21 protein-coding genes are annotated in these 20,361 nt (G+C 38.1%); 19 read left to right on the top strand and 2 right to left on the bottom strand.

What is annotated here, in order from left to right; all coding sequences use genetic code 11:
- The first annotated feature begins 130 nt into the window (after nucleotides 1-130).
- The 9 genes from IGL93_RS09325 (at nucleotide 131) to IGL93_RS09285 (ending at nucleotide 9,979) form a co-directional block, all read left to right on the top strand.
- Nucleotides 131-1,045 (top strand): PhoH family protein, encoded by a 915-nt coding sequence (locus IGL93_RS09325; protein ID WP_369810298.1) that lies wholly within the window; start codon nucleotides 131-133, stop codon nucleotides 1,043-1,045.
- A 28-nt stretch (nucleotides 1,046-1,073) separates the two neighbouring features.
- On the top strand, nucleotides 1,074-3,272 hold the full coding sequence (locus IGL93_RS09320) for an HD family phosphohydrolase (RefSeq protein ID WP_002356744.1): 2,199 nt from the start codon (nucleotides 1,074-1,076) through the stop codon (nucleotides 3,270-3,272).
- The gene (gene ybeY, locus IGL93_RS09315) at nucleotides 3,272-3,751 is read left to right on the top strand and encodes an rRNA maturation RNase YbeY (protein WP_002356745.1); all 480 of its coding nucleotides are present in this window, start codon (nucleotides 3,272-3,274) and stop codon (nucleotides 3,749-3,751) included. Before IGL93_RS09320 ends, ybeY begins: the two co-directional genes overlap by 1 nt.
- Nucleotides 3,735-4,136 (top strand): diacylglycerol kinase family protein, encoded by a 402-nt coding sequence (locus IGL93_RS09310; protein WP_002382764.1) that lies wholly within the window; start codon nucleotides 3,735-3,737, stop codon nucleotides 4,134-4,136. Before ybeY ends, IGL93_RS09310 begins: the two co-directional genes overlap by 17 nt.
- A gap of 13 nt (nucleotides 4,137-4,149) precedes the next feature.
- On the top strand, nucleotides 4,150-5,052 hold the full coding sequence (gene era / locus IGL93_RS09305; RefSeq protein ID WP_002359745.1) for a GTPase Era: 903 nt from the start codon (nucleotides 4,150-4,152) through the stop codon (nucleotides 5,050-5,052).
- Nucleotides 5,053-5,134: 82 nt separating this feature from the next.
- Nucleotides 5,135-5,929, top strand: coding sequence for a DNA repair protein RecO (gene recO / locus IGL93_RS09300; RefSeq protein ID WP_002374343.1), 795 nt, complete (start codon nucleotides 5,135-5,137; stop codon nucleotides 5,927-5,929).
- Between the two features lie 824 nt (nucleotides 5,930-6,753).
- Nucleotides 6,754-7,662, top strand: coding sequence for a glycine--tRNA ligase subunit alpha (glyQ, locus tag IGL93_RS09295; RefSeq protein ID WP_002379669.1), 909 nt, complete (start codon nucleotides 6,754-6,756; stop codon nucleotides 7,660-7,662).
- A 1-nt stretch (nucleotide 7,663) separates the two neighbouring features.
- Nucleotides 7,664-9,748 carry a glycine--tRNA ligase subunit beta gene (gene glyS / locus IGL93_RS09290; RefSeq protein WP_010776002.1) on the top strand — a complete coding sequence of 695 codons (2,085 nt, stop codon included), beginning with the start codon at nucleotides 7,664-7,666 and terminating at the stop codon, nucleotides 9,746-9,748.
- A gap of 39 nt (nucleotides 9,749-9,787) precedes the next feature.
- A complete protein-coding gene (locus tag IGL93_RS09285; RefSeq protein WP_002356753.1) occupies nucleotides 9,788-9,979 on the top strand; it encodes a DNA-directed RNA polymerase subunit alpha C-terminal domain-containing protein in 192 nt (63 codons plus the stop codon).
- A gap of 33 nt (nucleotides 9,980-10,012) precedes the next feature.
- Here IGL93_RS09285 and yidC read toward each other — a convergent pair whose 3' ends face one another.
- Complete coding sequence (yidC, locus tag IGL93_RS09280) at nucleotides 10,013-10,945, bottom strand: membrane protein insertase YidC (RefSeq protein ID WP_010776001.1); 933 nt, start codon at nucleotides 10,943-10,945, stop codon at nucleotides 10,013-10,015.
- A gap of 166 nt (nucleotides 10,946-11,111) precedes the next feature.
- The gene (locus tag IGL93_RS09275; RefSeq protein WP_010706543.1) at nucleotides 11,112-11,387 is read right to left on the bottom strand and encodes an acylphosphatase; all 276 of its coding nucleotides are present in this window, start codon (nucleotides 11,385-11,387) and stop codon (nucleotides 11,112-11,114) included.
- A 106-nt stretch (nucleotides 11,388-11,493) separates the two neighbouring features.
- On the opposite strand from IGL93_RS09275, the gene IGL93_RS09270 reads away from it, so the two are divergent.
- From IGL93_RS09270 to sufU, 10 genes are all read left to right on the top strand, one after another.
- Nucleotides 11,494-12,270, top strand: coding sequence for a TrmH family RNA methyltransferase (locus IGL93_RS09270; RefSeq protein ID WP_002356757.1), 777 nt, complete (start codon nucleotides 11,494-11,496; stop codon nucleotides 12,268-12,270).
- Between the two features lie 19 nt (nucleotides 12,271-12,289).
- A complete protein-coding gene (locus IGL93_RS09265) occupies nucleotides 12,290-12,727 on the top strand; it encodes a GNAT family N-acetyltransferase (RefSeq protein WP_010712668.1) in 438 nt (145 codons plus the stop codon).
- Between the two features lie 183 nt (nucleotides 12,728-12,910).
- Entirely contained in the window at nucleotides 12,911-13,696 is a 786-nt protein-coding gene (gene rpsB, locus IGL93_RS09260; RefSeq protein WP_002356759.1) for a 30S ribosomal protein S2, read from the top strand.
- Nucleotides 13,697-13,801: 105 nt separating this feature from the next.
- Nucleotides 13,802-14,683, top strand: a complete 882-nt coding sequence (gene tsf, locus IGL93_RS09255) for a translation elongation factor Ts (RefSeq protein ID WP_002356760.1) — start codon at nucleotides 13,802-13,804, stop codon at nucleotides 14,681-14,683.
- Nucleotides 14,684-14,943: 260 nt separating this feature from the next.
- Nucleotides 14,944-15,666, top strand: coding sequence for a UMP kinase (gene pyrH, locus IGL93_RS09250; RefSeq protein WP_002356761.1), 723 nt, complete (start codon nucleotides 14,944-14,946; stop codon nucleotides 15,664-15,666).
- Between the two features lie 3 nt (nucleotides 15,667-15,669).
- Nucleotides 15,670-16,227, top strand: a complete 558-nt coding sequence (frr, locus tag IGL93_RS09245) for a ribosome recycling factor (protein WP_002356762.1) — start codon at nucleotides 15,670-15,672, stop codon at nucleotides 16,225-16,227.
- 369 nt (nucleotides 16,228-16,596) lie between these two features.
- Entirely contained in the window at nucleotides 16,597-17,367 is a 771-nt protein-coding gene (gene sufC, locus IGL93_RS09240) for a Fe-S cluster assembly ATPase SufC (RefSeq protein ID WP_002356763.1), read from the top strand.
- 14 nt (nucleotides 17,368-17,381) lie between these two features.
- Nucleotides 17,382-18,668, top strand: a complete 1,287-nt coding sequence (sufD, locus tag IGL93_RS09235; RefSeq protein ID WP_010776000.1) for a Fe-S cluster assembly protein SufD — start codon at nucleotides 17,382-17,384, stop codon at nucleotides 18,666-18,668.
- Nucleotides 18,665-19,900: a cysteine desulfurase gene (locus tag IGL93_RS09230; RefSeq protein WP_002372178.1), complete on the top strand. Its 1,236-nt coding sequence runs from the start codon at nucleotides 18,665-18,667 to the stop codon at nucleotides 19,898-19,900. The genes sufD and IGL93_RS09230 overlap by 4 nt, the downstream gene beginning before the upstream one ends.
- Entirely contained in the window at nucleotides 19,887-20,354 is a 468-nt protein-coding gene (gene sufU / locus IGL93_RS09225; protein ID WP_002356768.1) for a Fe-S cluster assembly sulfur transfer protein SufU, read from the top strand. Before IGL93_RS09230 ends, sufU begins: the two co-directional genes overlap by 14 nt.
- Nucleotides 20,355-20,361 lie beyond the last annotated feature (7 nt).

Below are 20,361 nucleotides of genomic sequence, written 5' to 3'. Positions count from 1 at the left end.
ACTTCTTTTTAAACAGATAAGAATGTGGTATCATTGTAAAGGACTATATAATAAAGGAGATGGACGTTTTTTGACAGATAATCAGTCAAAATCTTTGGAATTAATACTTACTGATTCTGATGATGCACACATGCTTTTAGGAACACATGATAAACATATCAAATTTTTAGAAGAGAATACCCACGTAACGATTAATAGTCGTGGCGAAGTTATTCAGTTAATTGGCGAATCATCAGAGGTAGAGTTAGTCGCTTCCGTGTTAAGAGCGCTACAAACATTAATTCAACGAGGCATCAAAGTGCATACGCCAGATGTCGTTTCTGCTTTAAAAATGGCCAAAGCTGGAAATTTAGAGGCGTTTATTGCCATGTATGAAGAAGAAATTATGAAGGACCATCATGGTCGGGCCATCCGAATTAAGAATGTTGGTCAAAAAAAATATATCGATGCAGTTAAAACTCATGACGTCATTTTCGGGGTGGGACCTGCGGGAACAGGAAAAACCTTTTTAGCCGTGGTGATGGCAGTAGCAGCCTTAAAAAAAGGCGAAGTACAAAAAATTATTTTAACTCGTCCAGCGGTGGAAGCTGGCGAAAGCTTGGGCTTTTTACCAGGTGACTTAAAAGAAAAAGTCGATCCTTATTTACGTCCAGTTTACGATGCCTTGTATCAAATTTTTGGTATGGATCATACAAATCGTTTAATGGAACGCGGCGTTATTGAAATTGCCCCGCTTGCTTATATGCGTGGTCGTACATTGGATGATGCTTTTGTCATTCTAGATGAAGCACAAAATACCACGGTTGCCCAAATGAAGATGTTTTTAACTCGTTTAGGGTTTAGTTCAAAAATGATTGTTAATGGAGATACTAGTCAGATTGACTTGCCACGTGGTGTAACAAGTGGTTTAGTTAATGCCGAGCGTACGTTAAAAGACATTGAAAAAATTGCCTTTGTAAATTTTGAAGCCAGTGACGTTGTGCGTCATCCGGTTGTAGCACAAATTATTCAAGCCTATGAAAAAGAACAACAAAAGCATTCCTAAGCAGTTAGGGAAGGAGTGAAAGTACCTTTTGAAAAAAGTACTTACAAAGTTAGGGGATCGTTTAGGTAAAGCCTATTTACCTATTTTATTAGCCGTTTTTTCTCTTCTTTTATTTATGATTATGTTTGGCAGCGTCCATCAGAAAAGAGTAGAAATTAAAGAAGGTCAACTGGCCGAGAAAACCATTCGTGCAAATAAAAATATCGAGAATACCTACGAAACAGAACAAAGAAAAAAATTGGCAGCAGAAGCTGTCACACCCGAATATATTTATCAAGAAGATACGGCATCTGTCCAACATAATCGTATTGATAAATTATTTAAATTGATTGATTCTGCGAATGAAAAAGTAGACAAAGAGTACAGCAACAAGCAAGCGAAGGCCAAAAAGGAAGAAACGATTCCTGCGCCGACCGTGGAAGAACGAGTAGCTAGCTTAAAATCATTATTTGAATCTTTACCGCAAGATGAAGTTACGTTTTATCAAAGTTTTCCTAATGTTTTTTATCAAACAATCTTTACATTAACCTCTGAGCAATTGGATAAGGTTCGTTCAGAAAGTTTGATGTTGGTGGACGACGCAATGCAAAATCACGTTCGAGAATCTGATTTAGATAAAATTCGCCAAGAAGCTAACGGTAAAATTCAATACTTAGATATTACGAGTACCATGCAACAAGTCATTCGTTACATTGTTAACCAAGGGATTGTGGTAAACGATATTGCCAATGAAAAACGAACAGAAGAGCTACGCCAAAAAGCGATGAATGCTGTTCAACCCGCAATGATTTATCAAGGCGAAATTATTGTTCGTGAAGGTACTCAAATTGATGCAAAAGCGGTCGAAAAACTTGAGTTACTAGGAATGACTAGTCAAAATACCTCTATTTTTCCGATGGTGGCATTAGCATTAGCTATTTTACTTCAAGTTGAAGTGTTAATTTTCTTTACAAAACAAGTGACTGAGCCTTCGCGACAACGCTCGTTTATTATCTTTTACACGGGTGCTATGCTAATCAGTGTTATTTTAATGAAATTCTTCCAGATTTTCCAAACAGAGCAGTTGATGTATATTCCCTTGTTCTATCCGGCAGCCTTTGCGCCGCTGATTCTAAATCATTTTGTAAATCGTCGTTCAGGGATAATCGCTGCCATTTTCCAAGTCGTTTTTGCGTTATTTATCTTTTATAATTCTATCGGCACAAACTCGTTGACGGTTATTCTGATTATGTACTTATTCTCAGGATTTCTAGCAACAGTTGTTAAACGGAAACGGATGAGTGAGCAAGTTTTCCCAGCTTTAATGTGGGTAGTGGTCTTTCCTGTTTTCATGGCGGTTGTCTTAATGATTTATCAAGGGATGAGTTTAACAGATGGTAAAACGTGGACAGCTTTAATTTGTGCAAGTGCAGGAACGGTACTTTCATTTTTAGCAACAATGGGCTTGCATCCATATATCGAATTATTAGTGACCGATGATAGTATGATTGTCTTGAATGAATTAAGTAATCCGAACCATCCGTTGTTAAAACAACTGTTAGAAGAAGCGCCAGGTACCTATCATCATAGCATGATGGTGGCTAGTTTGAGTGCTAACGCTGTTGCTGAGATTGGCGGGCGGTCGCTATTAACACGAGTTGCTTGTTATTACCATGACATTGGCAAAATTAAACACGCCAATTTCTTTGTGGAAAACTTACCTGCTGGTGCAGAAAATCCACATAACTTTTTATTACCAGAAGATAGTAAACAAATTATTTTTGGCCACGTAATTGATGGCGCCAAAATTTTAGAAGAGTACAATATGCCGCAAATGGTGATTGACATTTGTCGTCAACATCATGGCACAACATTGATGAAATTTTTCTATGTGAAAGCAAAAGAACGCAATCCTGAAATTAAAGAATCCGACTTCCGTTATCCTGGGCCACGTCCACAAACACGAGAAGCAGGGATTGTGAGTATTGCTGATACTTGTGAGGCTGCTGTGCGGGCGATGGATCATCCGACCAACGAAAAAATTCAAGCCTTTGTGCATAATGTGATTCAAGATAGAATTTCAGATGGCCAATTAGATGAATGTGGGTTAACGATGAAAGAGATTCGCATCATTGAAAAATCATTAATTAATGGATTATGCAGTACCTTCCATTCACGGATTAAGTATCCAAAAATGAAAGCTGAAGCAGAAGAAATGAAAGATGAACAAGAAAAGAGAGATGACTAATGGATATTACTTTCATTGATGAAACCGAGAAAGTACCAACAGAAGAAATCAAAGAAATCGAAAACTTGCTGCAATTTGCAGCGGGTTTTCTAGAAATTGCCGAAGATACGGAGATGTCGGTGACTTTTACAGATAACGCAGGTATCCAAGTGATTAATCGTGACTATCGGGGCAAAGATATGCCTACAGATGTCATCAGTTTTGCTTTAGAGGATGAAGGGGAAGACGAATTGCCAATTATTTTTGATGATGAAGAGTTGGCAGAGCTACCACGGAATCTAGGTGATTTAATTATTTCAACAGAGCGAGCAGCAGAACAAGCAGTTGAATATGGGCACACATTGGAACGAGAAATGGGCTTTTTGGCAGTACATGGCTTTTTACATTTGAATGGGTACGATCATATGGAACCTGAAGATGAAAAAGAAATGTTTGGTTTACAGAAAGAGATTTTAGATGCGTATGGCCTTAAAAGATGAGCAAACAGGAAAAAATAAACATTTTATTAATTCATTAGAATTTGCCTGGCAAGGAATCAAAACAGTTTTTCGAGAAGAACGTAATATGCGCAAACATGTGGCGTTTGGCGTCACGGCCATTGTGTTTGGTTTCTTGTTTTCCTTAACACTTGCTGAATGGCTGTGGTTGTTATTGGCCGTTTTTCTTGTCTGGTTGGCAGAAATTATCAACACAATTTTTGAAAATGTCGTAGATATGTTTACGGATTTTCACTTTCATCCAATCGGAAAAAAAGTAAAAGACATGGCCGCAGGAGCTGTTTTATTAACAGCCGGTTTCGCAGTGCTAGTAGGACTAATTCTATTTGTACCAAAAATTTTACAAATCATTCAAATGTGGAAATAAGAGGAGAAATACAATGACAACTGAACATAAATCTGGTTTCGTAGCCATTGTCGGCAGACCAAATGTTGGAAAATCAACATTGTTAAATCGAATTGTCGGCCAAAAAATTGCAATTATGAGTGACAAAGCACAAACAACTCGTAATAAGATTCAAGGAATTTATACAATTCCTGAAGCACAAATTGTTTTTATCGATACTCCAGGGATTCACAAACCTAAACACCGCTTAGGCGATTTCATGGTGGAAAGTGCCTACAATGCGATGCGTGAAGTAGATGCTACTTTATTTATGGTAAGTGCTGATCAAAAACGCGGGAAAGGTGACGACTTTATTATTGAACGATTGAAAAATAATAATAGTCCAGTCTACTTGATTATTAATAAAATTGACAAAGTCCATCCAGATGATTTATTGAGTATTATTGAAGACTATTCGAAACAAATGGACTTTAAAGAAATTATTCCCATTTCTGCCACTGAAGGAAATAATTTTGAGCATTTGATGGATGTTCTCGTTGAGCAAATGCCAGAAGGACCACAATATTTCCCTGATGACCAAATTACGGATCATCCAGAATATTTTATCGTTTCCGAATTAATTCGTGAAAAAGTGTTACTTTTAACAAGAGATGAGATTCCTCATTCTGTCGCTGTCGTTGTGGACTCAATGAAACGGGATGAAAACGATAAAGTCCATGTCCAAGCAACCATTATTGTGGAACGGGACAGTCAAAAAGGTATCATTATTGGCAAAGGCGGAAAAATGCTGAAACAAATTGGTACCAAGGCGCGTCAAGATATTGAATATTTATTAGATGACAAAGTGTATTTGGAGCTTTGGGTAAAAGTCCAAAAAGACTGGCGTGACAAAAAAATCTATTTACAAGATTTTGGTTATCGCAAAGAAGAATATTAAGAAAGTAGTGTTTGGGAAGCGAGTGTATAAACGAACTTTCCAAACACTACACTAATTTACATAAGAAATGGAAGTGAATTGAATGGCATTAGGGGAGACCAAAGGCATTATTTTATTTACGAAGGATTTTAAAGAGAAGGATAAACTCGTCAAAATTTTTACAGAATCCTATGGGAAATTGATGTTTTTTGTGAAAGGCGCGCATCGAAAAAATAATCCTCTTTTGCCAGCGATTCTGCCATTTACAGAAGCCGTCTACATCGGAAATTTTAGAGAAGAAGGCTTATCTTTTCTCAATAGCAGCAAAGAAGTTCAACCTTTTCGAAACATTCAACAAGACATATTTATTAACGCATATGGAACATATATTTTAAACTTAGTCGATGCAGCAATTGAAGATCAGCACTATGACCCTAATTTATTTCAATTTACCCACATGGCATTATCCGCTTTAAATGAGCAAAAAGATCCGGAAATCATTACAAATATTTTTGAAATTCAATTGTTAGAACGGTTTGGTGTACGACCAGAATGGCATCATTGTGTGGCTTGTGGCGAAACACAAGGGAAATTTGATTATTCCTCAAAATATAGCGGTGTGCTTTGTGAAAAACATTGGCATTTAGATGAACAGCGCTACCATGCAGATCCTAGAGCAATTCATTTTATTCGCTTATTTTCGCAAGTCTCCTATGAAAAAGTCCAAAACATTCAAGTAAAAGAAGAAACTAAGAAAAGTATTCGAGAAACGATTGATATGTTATACGATGAATATGTCGGGTTGCACTTAAAAAGCAAAAAATTTATTGATCAAATGAAAACGTGGGAAAATACGTTAAAAATTCCACCACGAAAGAAGGAAGAAAAAGAAACATAAACAAGCAGACGTTTTTCTAAAAAAAATTTGACAACTTCCCTCAGACACCGTATTATGATAGAGAAGTTAAATACGTACGAAGAAAAAGAGAAGTAAAAAGAACCCTCTGTTAAGCGAATCTGGGAGAGTGGGAGCCAGAAACACGGAACTTTTGAAAGGCACTTTGGAGTACGACAAACGAAGCTGCCGATGAACACATCGGAAGTAGGGTGGAACCGCGATAATTATTCGTCCCTATGTCTATTAATAGGCATGGGGACTTTTTGCTGTGAATCACTACGATTGGCGCAAATGCGACAGAGTAGATGATGAACAGTACAAGGTGACCAAAGGGAACGTTGTAACCGAATAAAAAAAGCAAACAGTTAACACCAAAAGAAAAAATAGTAACGTTTATTCAAAAAAGCTCAATTGGCGCAAATGCGACAGAGTAGATGATGAACAGTACAAGGTGACCAAAGGGAACGTTGTAACCGAATAAAAAAAGCAAACAGTTAACACCAAAAGAAAAAATAGTAACGTTTATTCAAAAAAGCTCAATTGGCGCAAATGCGACAGAGTAGATGATGAACAGTACAAGGTGACCAAAGGGAACGTTGTAACCGAATAAAAAAAGCAAACAGTTAACACCAAAAGAAAAAATAGTAACGTTTATTCAAAAAAGCTCAATTGGCGCAAAAGTGTCAGAGCAGATGTGGAACGTTATAACAGCATAAAAATTATTCCATTCTACAAAATTGTTTCTCTGTAGCCCTTTTTAAATTTACATTCCCGAAGCAAAGCCAATCCCTATGTCTATAAAAAATATTCCAAGGAGGAAAACAATGAAAAACAAGTTAACCGTACAAGAAATGATTTTAACCTTGCAAAAATTTTGGTCATCTAATGGCTGTATGTTAATGCAAGCCTATGATACAGAAAAGGGAGCCGGTACCATGAGTCCTTACACGTTTTTACGTGCCATTGGACCTGAACCATGGAATGCTGCCTACGTAGAACCTTCTCGTCGTCCAGCTGATGGACGCTATGGTGAAAATCCGAACCGTCTATACCAACATCATCAATTCCAAGTTGTAATGAAGCCTTCTCCTGAAAATATCCAAGAACTTTATCTAGAAAGTTTGAAATTATTAGGAATTGATCCATTAGAACATGACATTCGTTTTGTAGAAGATAACTGGGAAAATCCCTCAATGGGTTGTGCTGGTTTAGGTTGGGAAGTTTGGTTAGATGGCATGGAAATTACCCAATTTACGTATTTCCAACAAGTTGGCGGCTTACAATGTCATCCTGTCACTTCTGAAATTACTTACGGGTTAGAACGCTTGGCATCATATATCCAAGAAGTCGAAAGTGTCTATGATTTAGAATGGACACAAGGCGTTAAATATGGTGAAATTTTTGTGCAACCTGAATATGAACATTCAAAATATTCCTTTGAAATTAGTAACCAAGAAATGCTTTTAGAAAACTTTGACAAATTTGAAAAAGAAGCTAAACGCTGTATTGAAGAAAGCTTAGTTCATCCAGCCTATGATTATATTTTAAAATGTAGCCATACATTCAATTTATTAGATGCTCGCGGCGCTGTCTCTGTAACGGAACGTGCAGGATATTTAGCCCGCATTCGGAATATGGCTCGTTCCGTAGCGAAAATTTTTGTGGCTGAACGTGAAAAATTAGGGTTCCCATTATTAAATAAAGATCAAAGTGTATCCAAGGAGGCAGAATAACATGGCAAAAGATTTATTATTAGAAATTGGCTTAGAAGAAATGCCCGCACATGTTGTCACACCAAGCCGTATCCAACTTGAAGAAAAAGTAATCAAATTTTTAGATGAACATCATTTAGACTATGAAACAGTGCAATCCTTTGCCACACCTCGTCGTTTAGCCGTGAAAGTAACTGCGATTCCTGAAAAACAAGCGGATGTTGAAGAAGAAGTAAAAGGTCCAGCGAAAAAAATTGCTTTAGATGCTGAAGGAAATTGGTCAAAAGCTGCACAAGGTTTTGTACGCGGCCAAGGAGTTACAACTGAGGACATTGTTTTCAAAGAATTAAATGGTGTCGAATATGTCTATGTGACGAAGTTTACCAAAGGCCAAAGTGCCAAAGAAGTATTAACAAAATTAAATGACGTGATTACAAGTCTAACTTTCCCGGTAACAATGCACTGGGCAAACTATGATTTCGAATATATTCGTCCAATTCATTGGATTGTGGCACTACTTGATGATGAAGTAATTCCTTTCAAAGTGTTAGACGTGACGACAGGGCAAACTTCTCGTGGCCACCGTTTCTTGGGAGACGATGTGACGTTCCAACATGCTAATGAATATGAAACAAAATTAAAAGAACAATTTGTAGTGGTTCAACCGAATGAACGGAAACAAATGATTGTTGATCAAGCGAACGCACTCGCTGCAGAAAAAAATTGGCAGTTAGCTTTAGATGAAGAGTTATTGGAAGAAGTTACGAATTTAGTGGAATATCCAACTGCATTTGTAGGCAGTTTTGATGAAAAATATTTATCTGTTCCAGATGAAGTATTAGTGACTTCTATGAAAGAACACCAACGTTACTTTGAAGTTCGTAACGACCAAGGCTTATTAATGCCGCATTTTATCGCTGTTCGCAATGGGGATAATGTTCACCTTGAAAACGTGATTAAAGGAAATGAAAAAGTGTTAATTGCTCGTTTAGAAGATGCAGAATTCTTTTACAATGAAGATAAAAAATTAACGATTGAAGCATGTGTTGAAAAACTAAAAAATGTGACTTTCCATGAAAAGATTGGTTCAATTTATGAAAAAATGCAACGGGTTGCTTTAATTGCACAAATCATTGGTAGAAAAGTTGGCTTATCTGAGGAGGAATTGGAAGATTTAAAACGTGCCTCTGAAATTTATAAATTTGACTTAGTAACAAATATGGTTGGTGAATTCCCAGAATTACAAGGAATTATGGGAGAAAAATATGCCTTATTACAAGGCGAAAAACCAGCCGTAGCAACGGCGATTCGAGAACATTATCTACCAACTTCCAGTGAAGGTGAATTGCCAGAAACAGCAATCGGGGCTGTTTTGGCCTTAGCCGATAAGCTTGACAGCGTCTTTTCATTCTTCTCAGTTGGTATGATTCCAACAGGTTCTAACGATCCTTATGCACTTCGTCGTCAAACCTATGGCGTTATCCGAATTATTGAAGATAAAGGCTGGACCTTCCCATTAGTCCAATTACAAACAGAAGTTGATGAAGCAGTGAATCAAGATGTTGAGAAATATGGCGTTTTACTAAACGAAGGACAAGCAGAAGTCGTTGAATTTGTGAAAGCTCGCTTACGTCAATTATTAATGACGAAAAATGTTCGCCATGACATTATCGATGCAGTGGTGTCTGCTGAGCAAGCCGATTTATCGAAATTATTTGCTTCAGCGAATATTTTAAAAAGCCGTTTTGAAGATCAAGATTTTAAACCATCAATGGAAGCCTTAACGCGTGTTATTAATTTAGCGAAAAAAGGTCAAGAACTTTTAGGTGATACTGAAGAAGGGATTGATCCAAGTCTGTTTGAAAATAAGGCAGAAAAAGAACTGTATCAAGCAGTTAACGATTTATCTGAAGCATTTGCGACACGCACGATTGCAGAAAACTATGAAGCACTAGTAAATCTACGTCCGTTAATTGATGCGTACTTCAATGAAACGATGGTTATGGTTGAGGATGAAAAAGTCAAACAAAACCGATTAAAACAATTAATGCAAATTGCTAAAATGGCGTTATCAATTGCTAGCTTAGACTTATTAATTGTAAAATAAAAAGCGCTGTTTTTCGACCGCTAAGGAGGAACCGACAGCATGCTAGAAACAACATTTGAACAAATTTTAACACAATTATCAAAGCCAGCTGTTCGTGCGCTAACGAATGAAAAAATCGACAGTGTGGATGAACTCTACGCACGAGGCCGAAAAGCGTTACTTTCGTTGCATGGCTTTGGTCCAAAGTCTATTCGAACTATTGAAGAGATGACTGGGAAAGAATTGAAGTAAAAAAAGGATCGCCGTTTAGAGGCGATCCTTTTTTTATTTACGTTTTTGTTTTCCAGCATTGCGACCTTTATTGCCGTTTGCTTTTGGTTGGTTCGCTTTTTGCGTTACTTTGTTTGTTTCTTTTGGTGTCACATCCTTGATAGGAGTAACCACTTGTTTTGGTGGGTTATTTTTCAATTCTTCTTGTACTTGTTTTTTAATTCTTGGACGTAAGAGGATATTTGTGATGGCAGATTGAATACATGTGAAAATACCACCAACTACCCAGTAAAGCGCTACGCCTGCAGGTGAGCTAAAGGACATGAAAACAATCATTAATGGTGAAACAATCAGCATTGATTTCATTGTTTTCTTTTGTTCTTCAGGAATACCAATCATTGAAATATAACCTTGAGCTAAATAGGCTAAACCAGCTAATGCCACTAAAATCATATTTGGTTGCCCTAAATTCATTCCTAAGAAGCTTGCTGTGGCAATACCTTTTGTATAACGAGCAGCAAAGAACAGAGATGAGAAAATAGGCATTTGAATTAATAAAGGCAAACAACCAATTCCGCCAACCATACTCACATTGTTTTCTTTATAAATCTTTTGTAGTTCTGCTTGTGCGGCCATTTGTTCTTCGCGCGTACTTGCTTGTTTCATTTTTGCTTGTGCAACATCCACTTGGGGTTTGATTGCTTGCATTTTTTCCGTTTGGATAAAGCTTTTTTTCGATTGATGTAAGCCTAACGGTAAAATAATGATCCGTACAATAATGGTGATAAAAATAATCGCCCAACCATAGTTCCAATTAAAGTTATCGACAAGATAAGTAATTGCATTACTCATCGGTAAAACAAGGAAGTTATAGACAAAACCTTCACCAGTTGGTTGTCCATCTGCTCCTGTTTTCACACAGCCTGATAAAAACATTACTAAAAATAGTAAGCCAGAGCCGTAAAGCCATCGGTTTAATTTACGCATGTAATTCGGTCCTTTTCTAAAAAATTTTTACATGGTTAACTATACTTGAAACAGCGCTCTTTTTCAATCAAAATCGAAAAGAAGCTCTTACAAAAATCAATAAAAATCAGGAACTACTTGCTGTTCAAGGCTTCTTCCCAAAGAAATCAATCGTTAGAAAGTAAGTTTATTGAATCACTTTAAATTGTTCCGTTTCTTCTAACAAAGGGTCTTCTTGAATATCAACATACGTTACACGTCCCGCTGGACTGGGGGAATCTTTGATTTTTTTGATAAATGTTTCCATTATGTCTTCGGGTGCAATTGCTGTAATTGAAACGGACCCGTCGTCTTCGTTCCTCACTGAACCAGTGACACCTAATTGATCTGCCACCATTTTGGTCATGTAGCGGAAGCCAACACCTTGGACACGCCCTTGTACATTCATTCTTAGTTTTTCCATGAGAGACACTTCCTTTGCTTTTTTCTTTATGATAGCGATTTTTCTTGGTTCTAGCAAGTATCCAAGCAAGCTAGAAGCATGCTATAATACAAAGGCGAGGTGACTTATGAAAGAAATTACATCAACGAAAAATAACCAATTAAAAGAATGGAAAAAATTACACAAAAAGAAGTACCGAGAAGAACTGAACCAATATATAATAGAAGGATTTCATTTAGTTGAAGAAGCTGTGAAGGCCAATGCCGATGTCCAGTGGATTTTGTTTAACCAAAGAGGTCAACAAGAATGGGGAACTTGGTTAGCTGAACAAGAAACAGAAAAATTAATTTTTGTTAGTGATGAGGTTTTAAATAGTTTGTCGGAGTTACCAACTTCACAAGGAATTTTGGCAATTGTCACCTTGGAAACGCAACAAGAGCAGTCGCTTTCTTTTAAAGGTGGTTGGTTACTTTTAGATAATATCCAAGACCCTGGTAATGTTGGTACGATGATTCGCACAGCTGATGCAGCAGGTTTAGCAGGCGTGATTTTAGGTAAGGGCACAGCAGATATTTACAATACAAAAGTGTTGCGCTCAATGCAGGGAAGCCACTATCATTTACCAGTTCTTCAACGAGAGTTGACTGAAGTGGTTCAGGCATTCAAGAAGCAAGGTCTACCAGTTTTCGGTACAGAACTAAATGAAGCTGCGATTGCTTATTATGAACAAGAGGCAGTGGAAAATTATGCGTTGATTTTAGGCAATGAAGGTAGCGGGGTTTCGCCAGAATTGTTAGCAGAAACCACGAAAAATCTTTATATTCCAATGAAAGGTCAAGCGGAATCATTGAATGTCGCTATCGCAGCAGGCGTGTTAATGTTTTATTTTGAAAATAATCAATAACAGAAACGAGTGTCAAAAAATGCTGACTATCAAAAAGACAACCCAGTTAACAGAAAAAGAATTAGAAACCATTATGGCTATTTGGCTGCAAACGAATCTAGAAGCTCATCCATTTGTCGCACCAACTTATTGGCAAGAAAATAAGGCATTTGTCCGCGCTGCGTTGCCAAAAGCAACACTGATCTTAGCGGAAGAAGAGGGTCAGATAATTGGGTTTTTAGGCTTAATGGATAACTATATCGCAGGAATTTTTATAAAAAAAGCGTTTCAAGGGAAGGGCATCGGTCAGAAATTACTGCAAGTAGCAAAAGAAGAACAGGACATCTTATCTTTGGCTGTTTACAGGGAAAATCAAGCAGCTTACGCCTTTTATCAAAAACAAGGCTTTGTCCAACAAAAGCGAACCATCGATGAAACGGGAAACGAAGAATGTCATCTTGTTTGGCAAGCGCAGTAGGAGCGACATTTCTAGTTTTAAGGCTTGCTATTTTTCTGAAAATATCTTATACTGTTAAAGGTGTGATTTTCACACACGAAATCCACATTCTTTTCCATCTGCGAAGTGGTGCTACTACGGTAGTTCTTCAAGGAGTTGACGAAAAGAAGAGGAAAATAAAAACCAAACTGGAGGAAACACAACATGGCAGTAATTTCTATGAAACAATTACTAGAAGCCGGCGTACACTTTGGTCACCAAACTCGTCGCTGGAACCCAAAAATGAAGAAATATATCTTCACAGAAAGAAACGGTATCTACATCATTGACTTACAAAAAACAGTGAAATTAGTAGATGCAGCTTACGATTACATGAAAAACGTTGCAGAAGAAGGCGGCGTTGCTTTATTCGTAGGAACTAAAAAACAAGCACAAGAAGCAATCAAAGATGAAGCAATCCGCGCTGGTCAATACTATGTAAACCATCGTTGGTTAGGTGGTACGTTAACTAACTGGGATACAATCCAAAAACGTATTGCTCGCTTGAAAAAAATCAATGCAATGGAAGAAGACGGCACTTTCGAAGTTTTACCTAAGAAAGAAGTTGCTGGCTTAAACAAAGAACGTGAACGTTTAGAAAAATTCTTAGGTGGTATCGCTGATATGCCAAGAATTCCAGATGTAATGTACATCGTTGACCCACGTAAAGAACGCATTGCTGTTCAAGAAGCACACAAATTAAACATTCCAATCGTTGCAATGGTTGATACAAACTGTGATCCTGATGAGATCGATGTTGTAATCCCTTCAAATGATGATGCAATCCGCGCCGTGAAATTAATCACTGCTAAAATGGCTGACGCTTTCATCGAAGGTAACCAAGGGGAAGACCAAGCAACTGAAGAGTTATTCGTTGAAGAAACACCAGAAGCAACTTCAATCGAAGAAATCGTTGATGTTGTTGAAGGAAATAACGAATCAGCTGAATAATAATGATTACGGAGCTGTCTCAAAGGCTAGGCGACAAAAAGCCTGATTCTCCTTTGAGATAGCTTTTTTAAAAAGAATTGATAATATCCGAGGAGGACACAAATAATGGCAGACGTTACAGCTAAAATGGTAAAAGAATTACGCGATATGACTGGCGTTGGAATGATGGACGCTAAAAAAGCATTAGTAAAAGTAGAAGGCGACATGGAAAAAGCCGTAGACTTTTTACGTGAAAATGGTATGGCTAAAGCAGCGAAGAAAAATGACCGCATTGCGGCTGAAGGTTTAGCAAACGTAGCAACTGTAGGTAACGTTGCAGCAATCGTTGAAGTAAACTCAGAAACTGACTTCGTTTCTAAAAACGAAATGTTCCAAGATTTAGTTAAAGATATTGCGACTAAAGTTGCTGAAAACAAACCAGCTACGATGGAAGAAGCAATGGCTATTAAAACTGAAAAAGGCACAATCGAATCTGATTTAATCGAAGCAACAACTGTTATTGGTGAAAAAATCAGCTTCCGTCGTTTTGAAGTTGTCGAAAAAGCTGACAATGCTGCATTTGGCGCTTACTTACACATGGGTGGCCGTATTGCTGTATTAACAGTTATCGATGGCACAACTGACGAAGAAGTAGCGAAAGATGTTGCTATGCACATCGCGGCAATCAACCCTCGCTATGTCAACGAATCTCAAATTCCTCAAGAAGAATTAGAACACGAAAAAGCTGTGTTAACTGAACAAGCATTAAACGAAGGTAAACCAGCAAATATCGTTGAAAAAATGGTTGTTGGTCGTCTACAAAAATTCAAAGCAGAAATCGCTTTGGTTGACCAACCATTTGTTAAAGATCCAGATATGACTGTCGAAAAATTTGTTGCTTCTAAAGGCGGCGAAGTGAAATCATTCGTACGTTTTGAAGTTGGCGAAGGTATCGAAAAACGTGAAGATAACTTTGCGGATGAAGTAATGAGCCAAATGAAAAACTAAGAGCATCAAACGCTCGGTTGAAAAGCCGTGAATCATAAGTATCTAAACAGACAGCGATCCCCAAAGGAAGCTGCATAAATTGATTACTGCTTGATTCAAGGCAGTCTTTCAGCCATTTGGGAACGCATAACTTTGATATGCGCTCCCTTTTTTTAGGCAAAACCAGTGGATCGCACTGCTTGGTCTAAAAAATCATTTTGGTGAAAAGTCATCTAAATGAGGAATTGAATGATTTTTAGAGAATCTTGGAGGGAATTATGATGGTTAAACCTAAGTATCAACGTGTCGTATTAAAGTTAAGTGGAGAAGCGCTAGCCGGAGAAGACGGTTTTGGCATTAAACCACCAGTCATTAAAGAAATCGTCCAAGAAATTAAAGAGGTCCATGAATTAGGTATCGAAATGGCCATCGTGGTTGGCGGCGGAAACATCTGGCGTGGACAAATTGGTGCTCAAATGGGCATGGAACGTGCACAAGCTGATTATATGGGCATGTTAGCTACTGTGATGAATGCCTTAGCATTGCAAGATACATTAGAAAATCTTGGTGTGCCTACACGTGTTCAAACATCAATTGAAATGCGTCAAATTGCAGAACCATACATTCGTCGTCGTGCAGAACGTCATTTAGAAAAAGGCCGCGTTGTTATTTTTGCCGGAGGAACAGGAAATCCTTACTTCTCGACAGATACAACGGCTGCGTTACGAGCTGCAGAAGTAGATGCGGATGTCATCTTAATGGCGAAGAACAATGTTGATGGTGTTTATTCTGCGGATCCACGTGTGGATGAAACAGCGACAAAATTTGAAGAACTAACACATTTAGATGTTATTTCTAAAGGGCTGCAAGTAATGGATTCAACAGCAAGCTCATTAAGTATGGATAACGATATTCCTTTAGTTGTCTTTAACCTAAATGAAGCAGGAAATATCCGTCGTGCCATCCTTGGTGAAAATATCGGAACAACTGTAAGGGGGAAATAAAGAATGTCTAAAGAAGTTTTAGCAACAGCCAAAGAAAAAATGACAAAAGCGGAAGAAAGCTTACGCCGTGAATTAGGTCAAATTCGTGCTGGTCGTGCGAACGCAAGTCTATTAGACCGTATTCAAGTAGAATATTATGGTGCACCAACACCAGTTAACCAATTAGCAAGTATCAATATCCCAGAAGCACGTGTATTAATGATTACACCGTTTGACAAAAATTCTATCGCTGACATTGAAAAAGCTATTCAAATGAGTGATATCGGCATTAGTCCAACCAATGATGGAAATGTCATCCGTTTAGTGATTCCACAATTAACGGAAGAACGTCGGAAAGAATTAGCCAAAGACGTGAAAAAAGAAGCGGAAAACTCAAAAGTTGCTGTCCGTAACGTTCGTCGTGATGCAATGGATGAGTTGAAAAAAGCTCAAAAAAATGGCGACATCACCGAAGATGAATTACGTTCATTTGAAAAAGATGTTCAAAAATTAACAGATGATAGCATCAAAAATATCGATGCGATTACTGCTGAAAAAGAACAAGAACTTTTAGAAGTATAAAACCAATCACTAATAAAAATTATTGAATCCAGAGAAGCAAATGCTCTGGATTTTTTTGTATAGATGAGGAAGGCGTATCTCAACGCTCTCTTTGCGAAAGTCATTCTAAAGTAATTATTTAAGAAAACGCTTTCTTTAATAAATTTTTTTATTCTACCAGAATTTTTTTCTTTGTGTAGGGACGATCACTTAAAAATATAGAGAAACTTTGAAATATCAGCCTTTTAAAATTTTCCTTCACAAATTGAATCCTAAAATTTGATGATAAGAGTTGTTATTTTTAGCAATTGTAATTTGCGATTCATTCTCAATTAGGCTAAAATGAGTGAGAACGGAAAAACGATTAAAACAAGTTGGAGGGAATTGTACATGTCTGTGTTAGAAATCAAAAATTTACACGTATCAATTGAAGATAAAAAGATTCTAAAAGGGGTCGATTTAACAATTAATACTGGAGAAATCCATGCAATTATGGGACCTAATGGAACTGGTAAATCTACTTTATCAGCAGCAATTATGGGAAATCCTAACTATGAAGTCACAGAAGGAGAAATTCTATTTGACGGCGTCAACGTTTTAGATTTAGAAGTAGACGAACGCGCTCGCTTAGGTTTATTCTTAGCAATGCAATACCCAAGCGAAATTCCAGGAATTACAAATGCTGAATTCATGCGTGCAGCAATCAATGCAAAACGTGACGAAGACAACAAAATGTCAGTCATGCAGTTCTTAAAAAAATTAGATAGCAAAATGGAATTATTAAATATGCCTGAAGAAATGGCTGAGCGTTACTTAAACGAAGGTTTTTCTGGCGGCGAGAAAAAACGAAATGAAATTTTACAATTATTGATGTTAGAGCCTACGTTTGCCATTTTAGATGAAATTGATTCAGGCTTAGATATCGATGCGTTAAAAGTAGTTTCTAAAGGGGTTAATGAAATGCGCGGCGAGAACTTTGGTGCGTTAATTATTACCCATTATCAACGCTTATTGAACTATATCACGCCAGATGTTGTTCATATCATGATGGAAGGCCGCGTTGTGAAAACCGGTGGGGCTGATTTGGCAAAACGTTTAGAAACAGAGGGCTATGCTGGTATCAGCCAAGAATTAGGTATTGATTACAAAGAAGAAGCGTAAGGAGGACAAGATAAATGAAAAAAGTAAATCTAATGGATTATCTTGACGAAGTCACCGCTTTTTCACTAGAACATGAAGAACCAGCTTGGATGACTGAATTGCGAACAACGGCTTTAAGAAACGCTGACGAAAGTGAGTTACCACATATTGATCGTGTGAAATTTCATCGTTGGCCTTTATTAAATGTTCACATGGAAAGTTATGTGCCTTCTGAAGGAAATGTCGCAAGTTTTGATCAAATGAAAGACAATCCTTTAATTGTTCAACAAGGATCTTTTCATGCTTTTGAGCAATTGCCAGCCTCATTAGCGGAACAAGGGGTAATTTTTACAGACATTTTTACTGCTTTACAAGAGCACCCAGAATTGGTTAAAGAATACTATATGACTAAAGCCGTATTACCAGAAGAAGATAAGCTGACAGCAGCTCATGCAGCTTTCATGAATAGTGGCGTTTTCTTATACGTTCCTAAAAACGTAGTGATTGAAGAGCCCATTGAATCTTTGTTTATTCAGGATTCAGATAGCAACCAACCTTTCTTTAAACATGTTTTAATCGTTGCAGATAATCATAGTGAATTCAGTTATTTAGAACGTTTTCAATCAACCGGTAATCACGCAGAGAAAGCTTCTGGAAATATTGTTGTGGAAGTGATTGCGAAAGATGGCGCAAAAGTTAAATACTCAGCTGTGGATCAATTAGGGCAAACTGTAACGACTTATATGAATCGTCGTGGCTATATTATGCGGGATGCCTCTGTTGATTGGGCTCTAGGCGTCATGAATGATGGCGATGTTGTGGCTGATTTTGATTCTGATTTAGTTGGCGAAGGCGCTCATTCAGAAGTTAAAGTCGTTGCAATTAGTGCAGGTAAACAAACACAAGGCATCGACACACGAGTGACAAACAAAGCGCCACATTCGATTGGTCATATTTTACAACATGGAGTTATTCGTGAACGTGGTACTTTAACGTTTAACGGAATTGGCCACATTTTAAAAGGCGCAAAAGGAGCCGACGCACAGCAAGAAAGTCGTGTTTTAATGCTGTCTGATAAAGCTCGTGGTGATGCCAATCCAATTCTTTTAATTGATGAAAATGAAGTGACTGCCGGACACGCAGCCAGCGTTGGTCGAGTAGATCCAGAAGAAATGTATTATTTAATGAGCCGCGGCTTGCGTAAAGAAGAAGCGGAACGTTTGGTGATTCGTGGCTTCCTAGGTTCTGTCATTACAGCAATTCCAGTTAAAGAAGTACAAAATGAATTTGTAGAAGTAATTGAAGGGAAGTTAAACGCATGATGGATGCAGCAACCATTCGTCAATCGTTTCCTATTTTATTTCAAGAAGTTAATGATGAACCGCTAGTTTATTTAGACAATGCTGCAACAACCCAAAAACCAACGGCAGTGTTAGATGTTTTACGACATTATTATGAAACCGATAATGCCAATGTTCATCGTGGGGTGCACACGTTAGCCGAACGAGCAACGAAGGACTATGAAGCCTCCCGCGAAAAGGTTCGCCAATTTATCCATGCCAAAGAAACAGCGGAAGTTTTATTTACACGAGGAACAACAACCAGTTTGAATTGGATTGCCAAAAGTTATGGTGACTTGGCAGTTACAGCCGGGGATGAAATCGTCATATCTTACATGGAACATCATTCAAACATTATTCCCTGGCAACAATTAGCTCAACGTACAGGGGCCATTTTGAAGTATATAGACGTCACTGAAGACGGCTTTTTAGACATGGCAAGTGCACGTCAACAAATTACAGAAAAAACGAAAATTGTTTCGATTGCTCACGTTTCAAATGTGTTAGGGGTCATTAATCCAATCGAAGAATTAACACAATTAGCTCATCAAAATGGCGCTGTGATGGTGGTAGACGGCGCGCAAGCAGTTCCTCATATGCCTGTGGACGTTCAAGCCATCGATGCTGATTTTTATGCATTTAGTGGTCACAAAATGTGTGGACCAACTGGAATTGGTGTCCTTTATGGCAAACGTCATTTATTGGAACAAATGGAACCTGTGGAATTTGGTGGCGAAATGATTGACTTTGTTCATCTTCAAGAAAGTACTTGGAAAGAGCTTCCTTGGAAATTTGAAGCTGGCACACCTAATATTGCCGGGGCAATTGCCTTAGGTGCCGCCATTGATTATTTAACAGAAATTGGTTTAGAGGCCATTCATCAACATGAAGCAGCCCTTGTTCACTATGTTTTGCCGAAGTTGCAAGCTATCGAGGGCTTGACGATTTATGGTCCACAGAATCCAAAAGACCACACAGGTGTGATTGCTTTTAATATTGAAGGTTTACATCCACATGATGTGGCTACGGCGTTAGATATGGAAGGGGTCGCTGTCAGAGCGGGTCACCATTGCGCGCAACCGCTATTAAACTATCTGAGCGTGCCAGCAACTGCACGGGCAAGTTTTTATTTATACAATACCAAAGAAGACGCAGATCGCTTAGTTGAAGCGATTAAAGCGACAAAGGAGTTTTTCCAGCATGGCACTTTCTAAATTAGATAACTTATATCGCCAAGTCATTTTGGACCATTCTAGCCACCCACATCACCACGGAACGCTAGATGCGTCTAGCCAAACAATTGAACTGAATAATCCTACTTGTGGAGATGTGATTGAACTGGATGTGGCCATTGAAGACGGTGTGATTAAAGATATCGCCTTTCAAGGAAGTGGCTGTTCCATCAGTACCGCAAGTGCTAGTATGATGACTGATGCGGTCTTAGGAAAAACAATCGCCGAAGCAACGGCCTTAGCAGAGGATTTCTCTCAACTTGTTCAAGGAAATGAAGTGGCCGAAGATGAAAAATTAGGCGATGCAGCAATGTTAAGCGGCGTAGCTAAATTTCCAGCTCGGATTAAATGTGCAACCCTGGCTTGGAAAGCCTTAGAGCAGGCTGTTGCTAATAACGGCCAAGGCGAAGCCGGTCATTTACATTGTGAAAAATAAAGAAAGG

It is taken from the genome of Enterococcus sp. DIV1328a (assembly GCF_050536905.1).
In the GTDB taxonomy this organism is placed as follows: Bacteria; Bacillota; Bacilli; order Lactobacillales; family Enterococcaceae; genus Enterococcus; species Enterococcus faecalis.
The sequence above is the reverse complement of the archived record's forward strand: the minus strand, read 5'-3'. Positions and strand labels throughout refer to the sequence as shown.

Coding starts and splice junctions, on each gene's coding strand:
- IGL93_RS09325 (WP_369810298.1), top strand. CDS start 131: ATGCTTTTAGGAACACATGATAAACATATCAAATTTTTAGAAGAGAAT.
- ybeY (WP_002356745.1), top strand. CDS start 3,272: ATGGATATTACTTTCATTGATGAAACCGAGAAAGTACCAACAGAAGAA.
- IGL93_RS09310 (WP_002382764.1), top strand. CDS start 3,735: ATGGCCTTAAAAGATGAGCAAACAGGAAAAAATAAACATTTTATTAAT.
- era (WP_002359745.1), top strand. CDS start 4,150: ATGACAACTGAACATAAATCTGGTTTCGTAGCCATTGTCGGCAGACCA.
- recO (WP_002374343.1), top strand. CDS start 5,135: ATGGCATTAGGGGAGACCAAAGGCATTATTTTATTTACGAAGGATTTT.
- glyQ (WP_002379669.1), top strand. CDS start 6,754: ATGAAAAACAAGTTAACCGTACAAGAAATGATTTTAACCTTGCAAAAA.
- glyS (WP_010776002.1), top strand. CDS start 7,664: ATGGCAAAAGATTTATTATTAGAAATTGGCTTAGAAGAAATGCCCGCA.
- IGL93_RS09285 (WP_002356753.1), top strand. CDS start 9,788: ATGCTAGAAACAACATTTGAACAAATTTTAACACAATTATCAAAGCCA.
- yidC (WP_010776001.1), bottom strand. CDS start 10,945: ATGCGTAAATTAAACCGATGGCTTTACGGCTCTGGCTTACTATTTTTA.
- IGL93_RS09275 (WP_010706543.1), bottom strand. CDS start 11,387: ATGGAAAAACTAAGAATGAATGTACAAGGGCGTGTCCAAGGTGTTGGC.
- IGL93_RS09270 (WP_002356757.1), top strand. CDS start 11,494: ATGAAAGAAATTACATCAACGAAAAATAACCAATTAAAAGAATGGAAA.
- IGL93_RS09265 (WP_010712668.1), top strand. CDS start 12,290: ATGCTGACTATCAAAAAGACAACCCAGTTAACAGAAAAAGAATTAGAA.
- rpsB (WP_002356759.1), top strand. CDS start 12,911: ATGGCAGTAATTTCTATGAAACAATTACTAGAAGCCGGCGTACACTTT.
- tsf (WP_002356760.1), top strand. CDS start 13,802: ATGGCAGACGTTACAGCTAAAATGGTAAAAGAATTACGCGATATGACT.
- pyrH (WP_002356761.1), top strand. CDS start 14,944: ATGGTTAAACCTAAGTATCAACGTGTCGTATTAAAGTTAAGTGGAGAA.
- frr (WP_002356762.1), top strand. CDS start 15,670: ATGTCTAAAGAAGTTTTAGCAACAGCCAAAGAAAAAATGACAAAAGCG.
- sufC (WP_002356763.1), top strand. CDS start 16,597: ATGTCTGTGTTAGAAATCAAAAATTTACACGTATCAATTGAAGATAAA.
- sufD (WP_010776000.1), top strand. CDS start 17,382: ATGAAAAAAGTAAATCTAATGGATTATCTTGACGAAGTCACCGCTTTT.
- IGL93_RS09230 (WP_002372178.1), top strand. CDS start 18,665: ATGATGGATGCAGCAACCATTCGTCAATCGTTTCCTATTTTATTTCAA.
- sufU (WP_002356768.1), top strand. CDS start 19,887: ATGGCACTTTCTAAATTAGATAACTTATATCGCCAAGTCATTTTGGAC.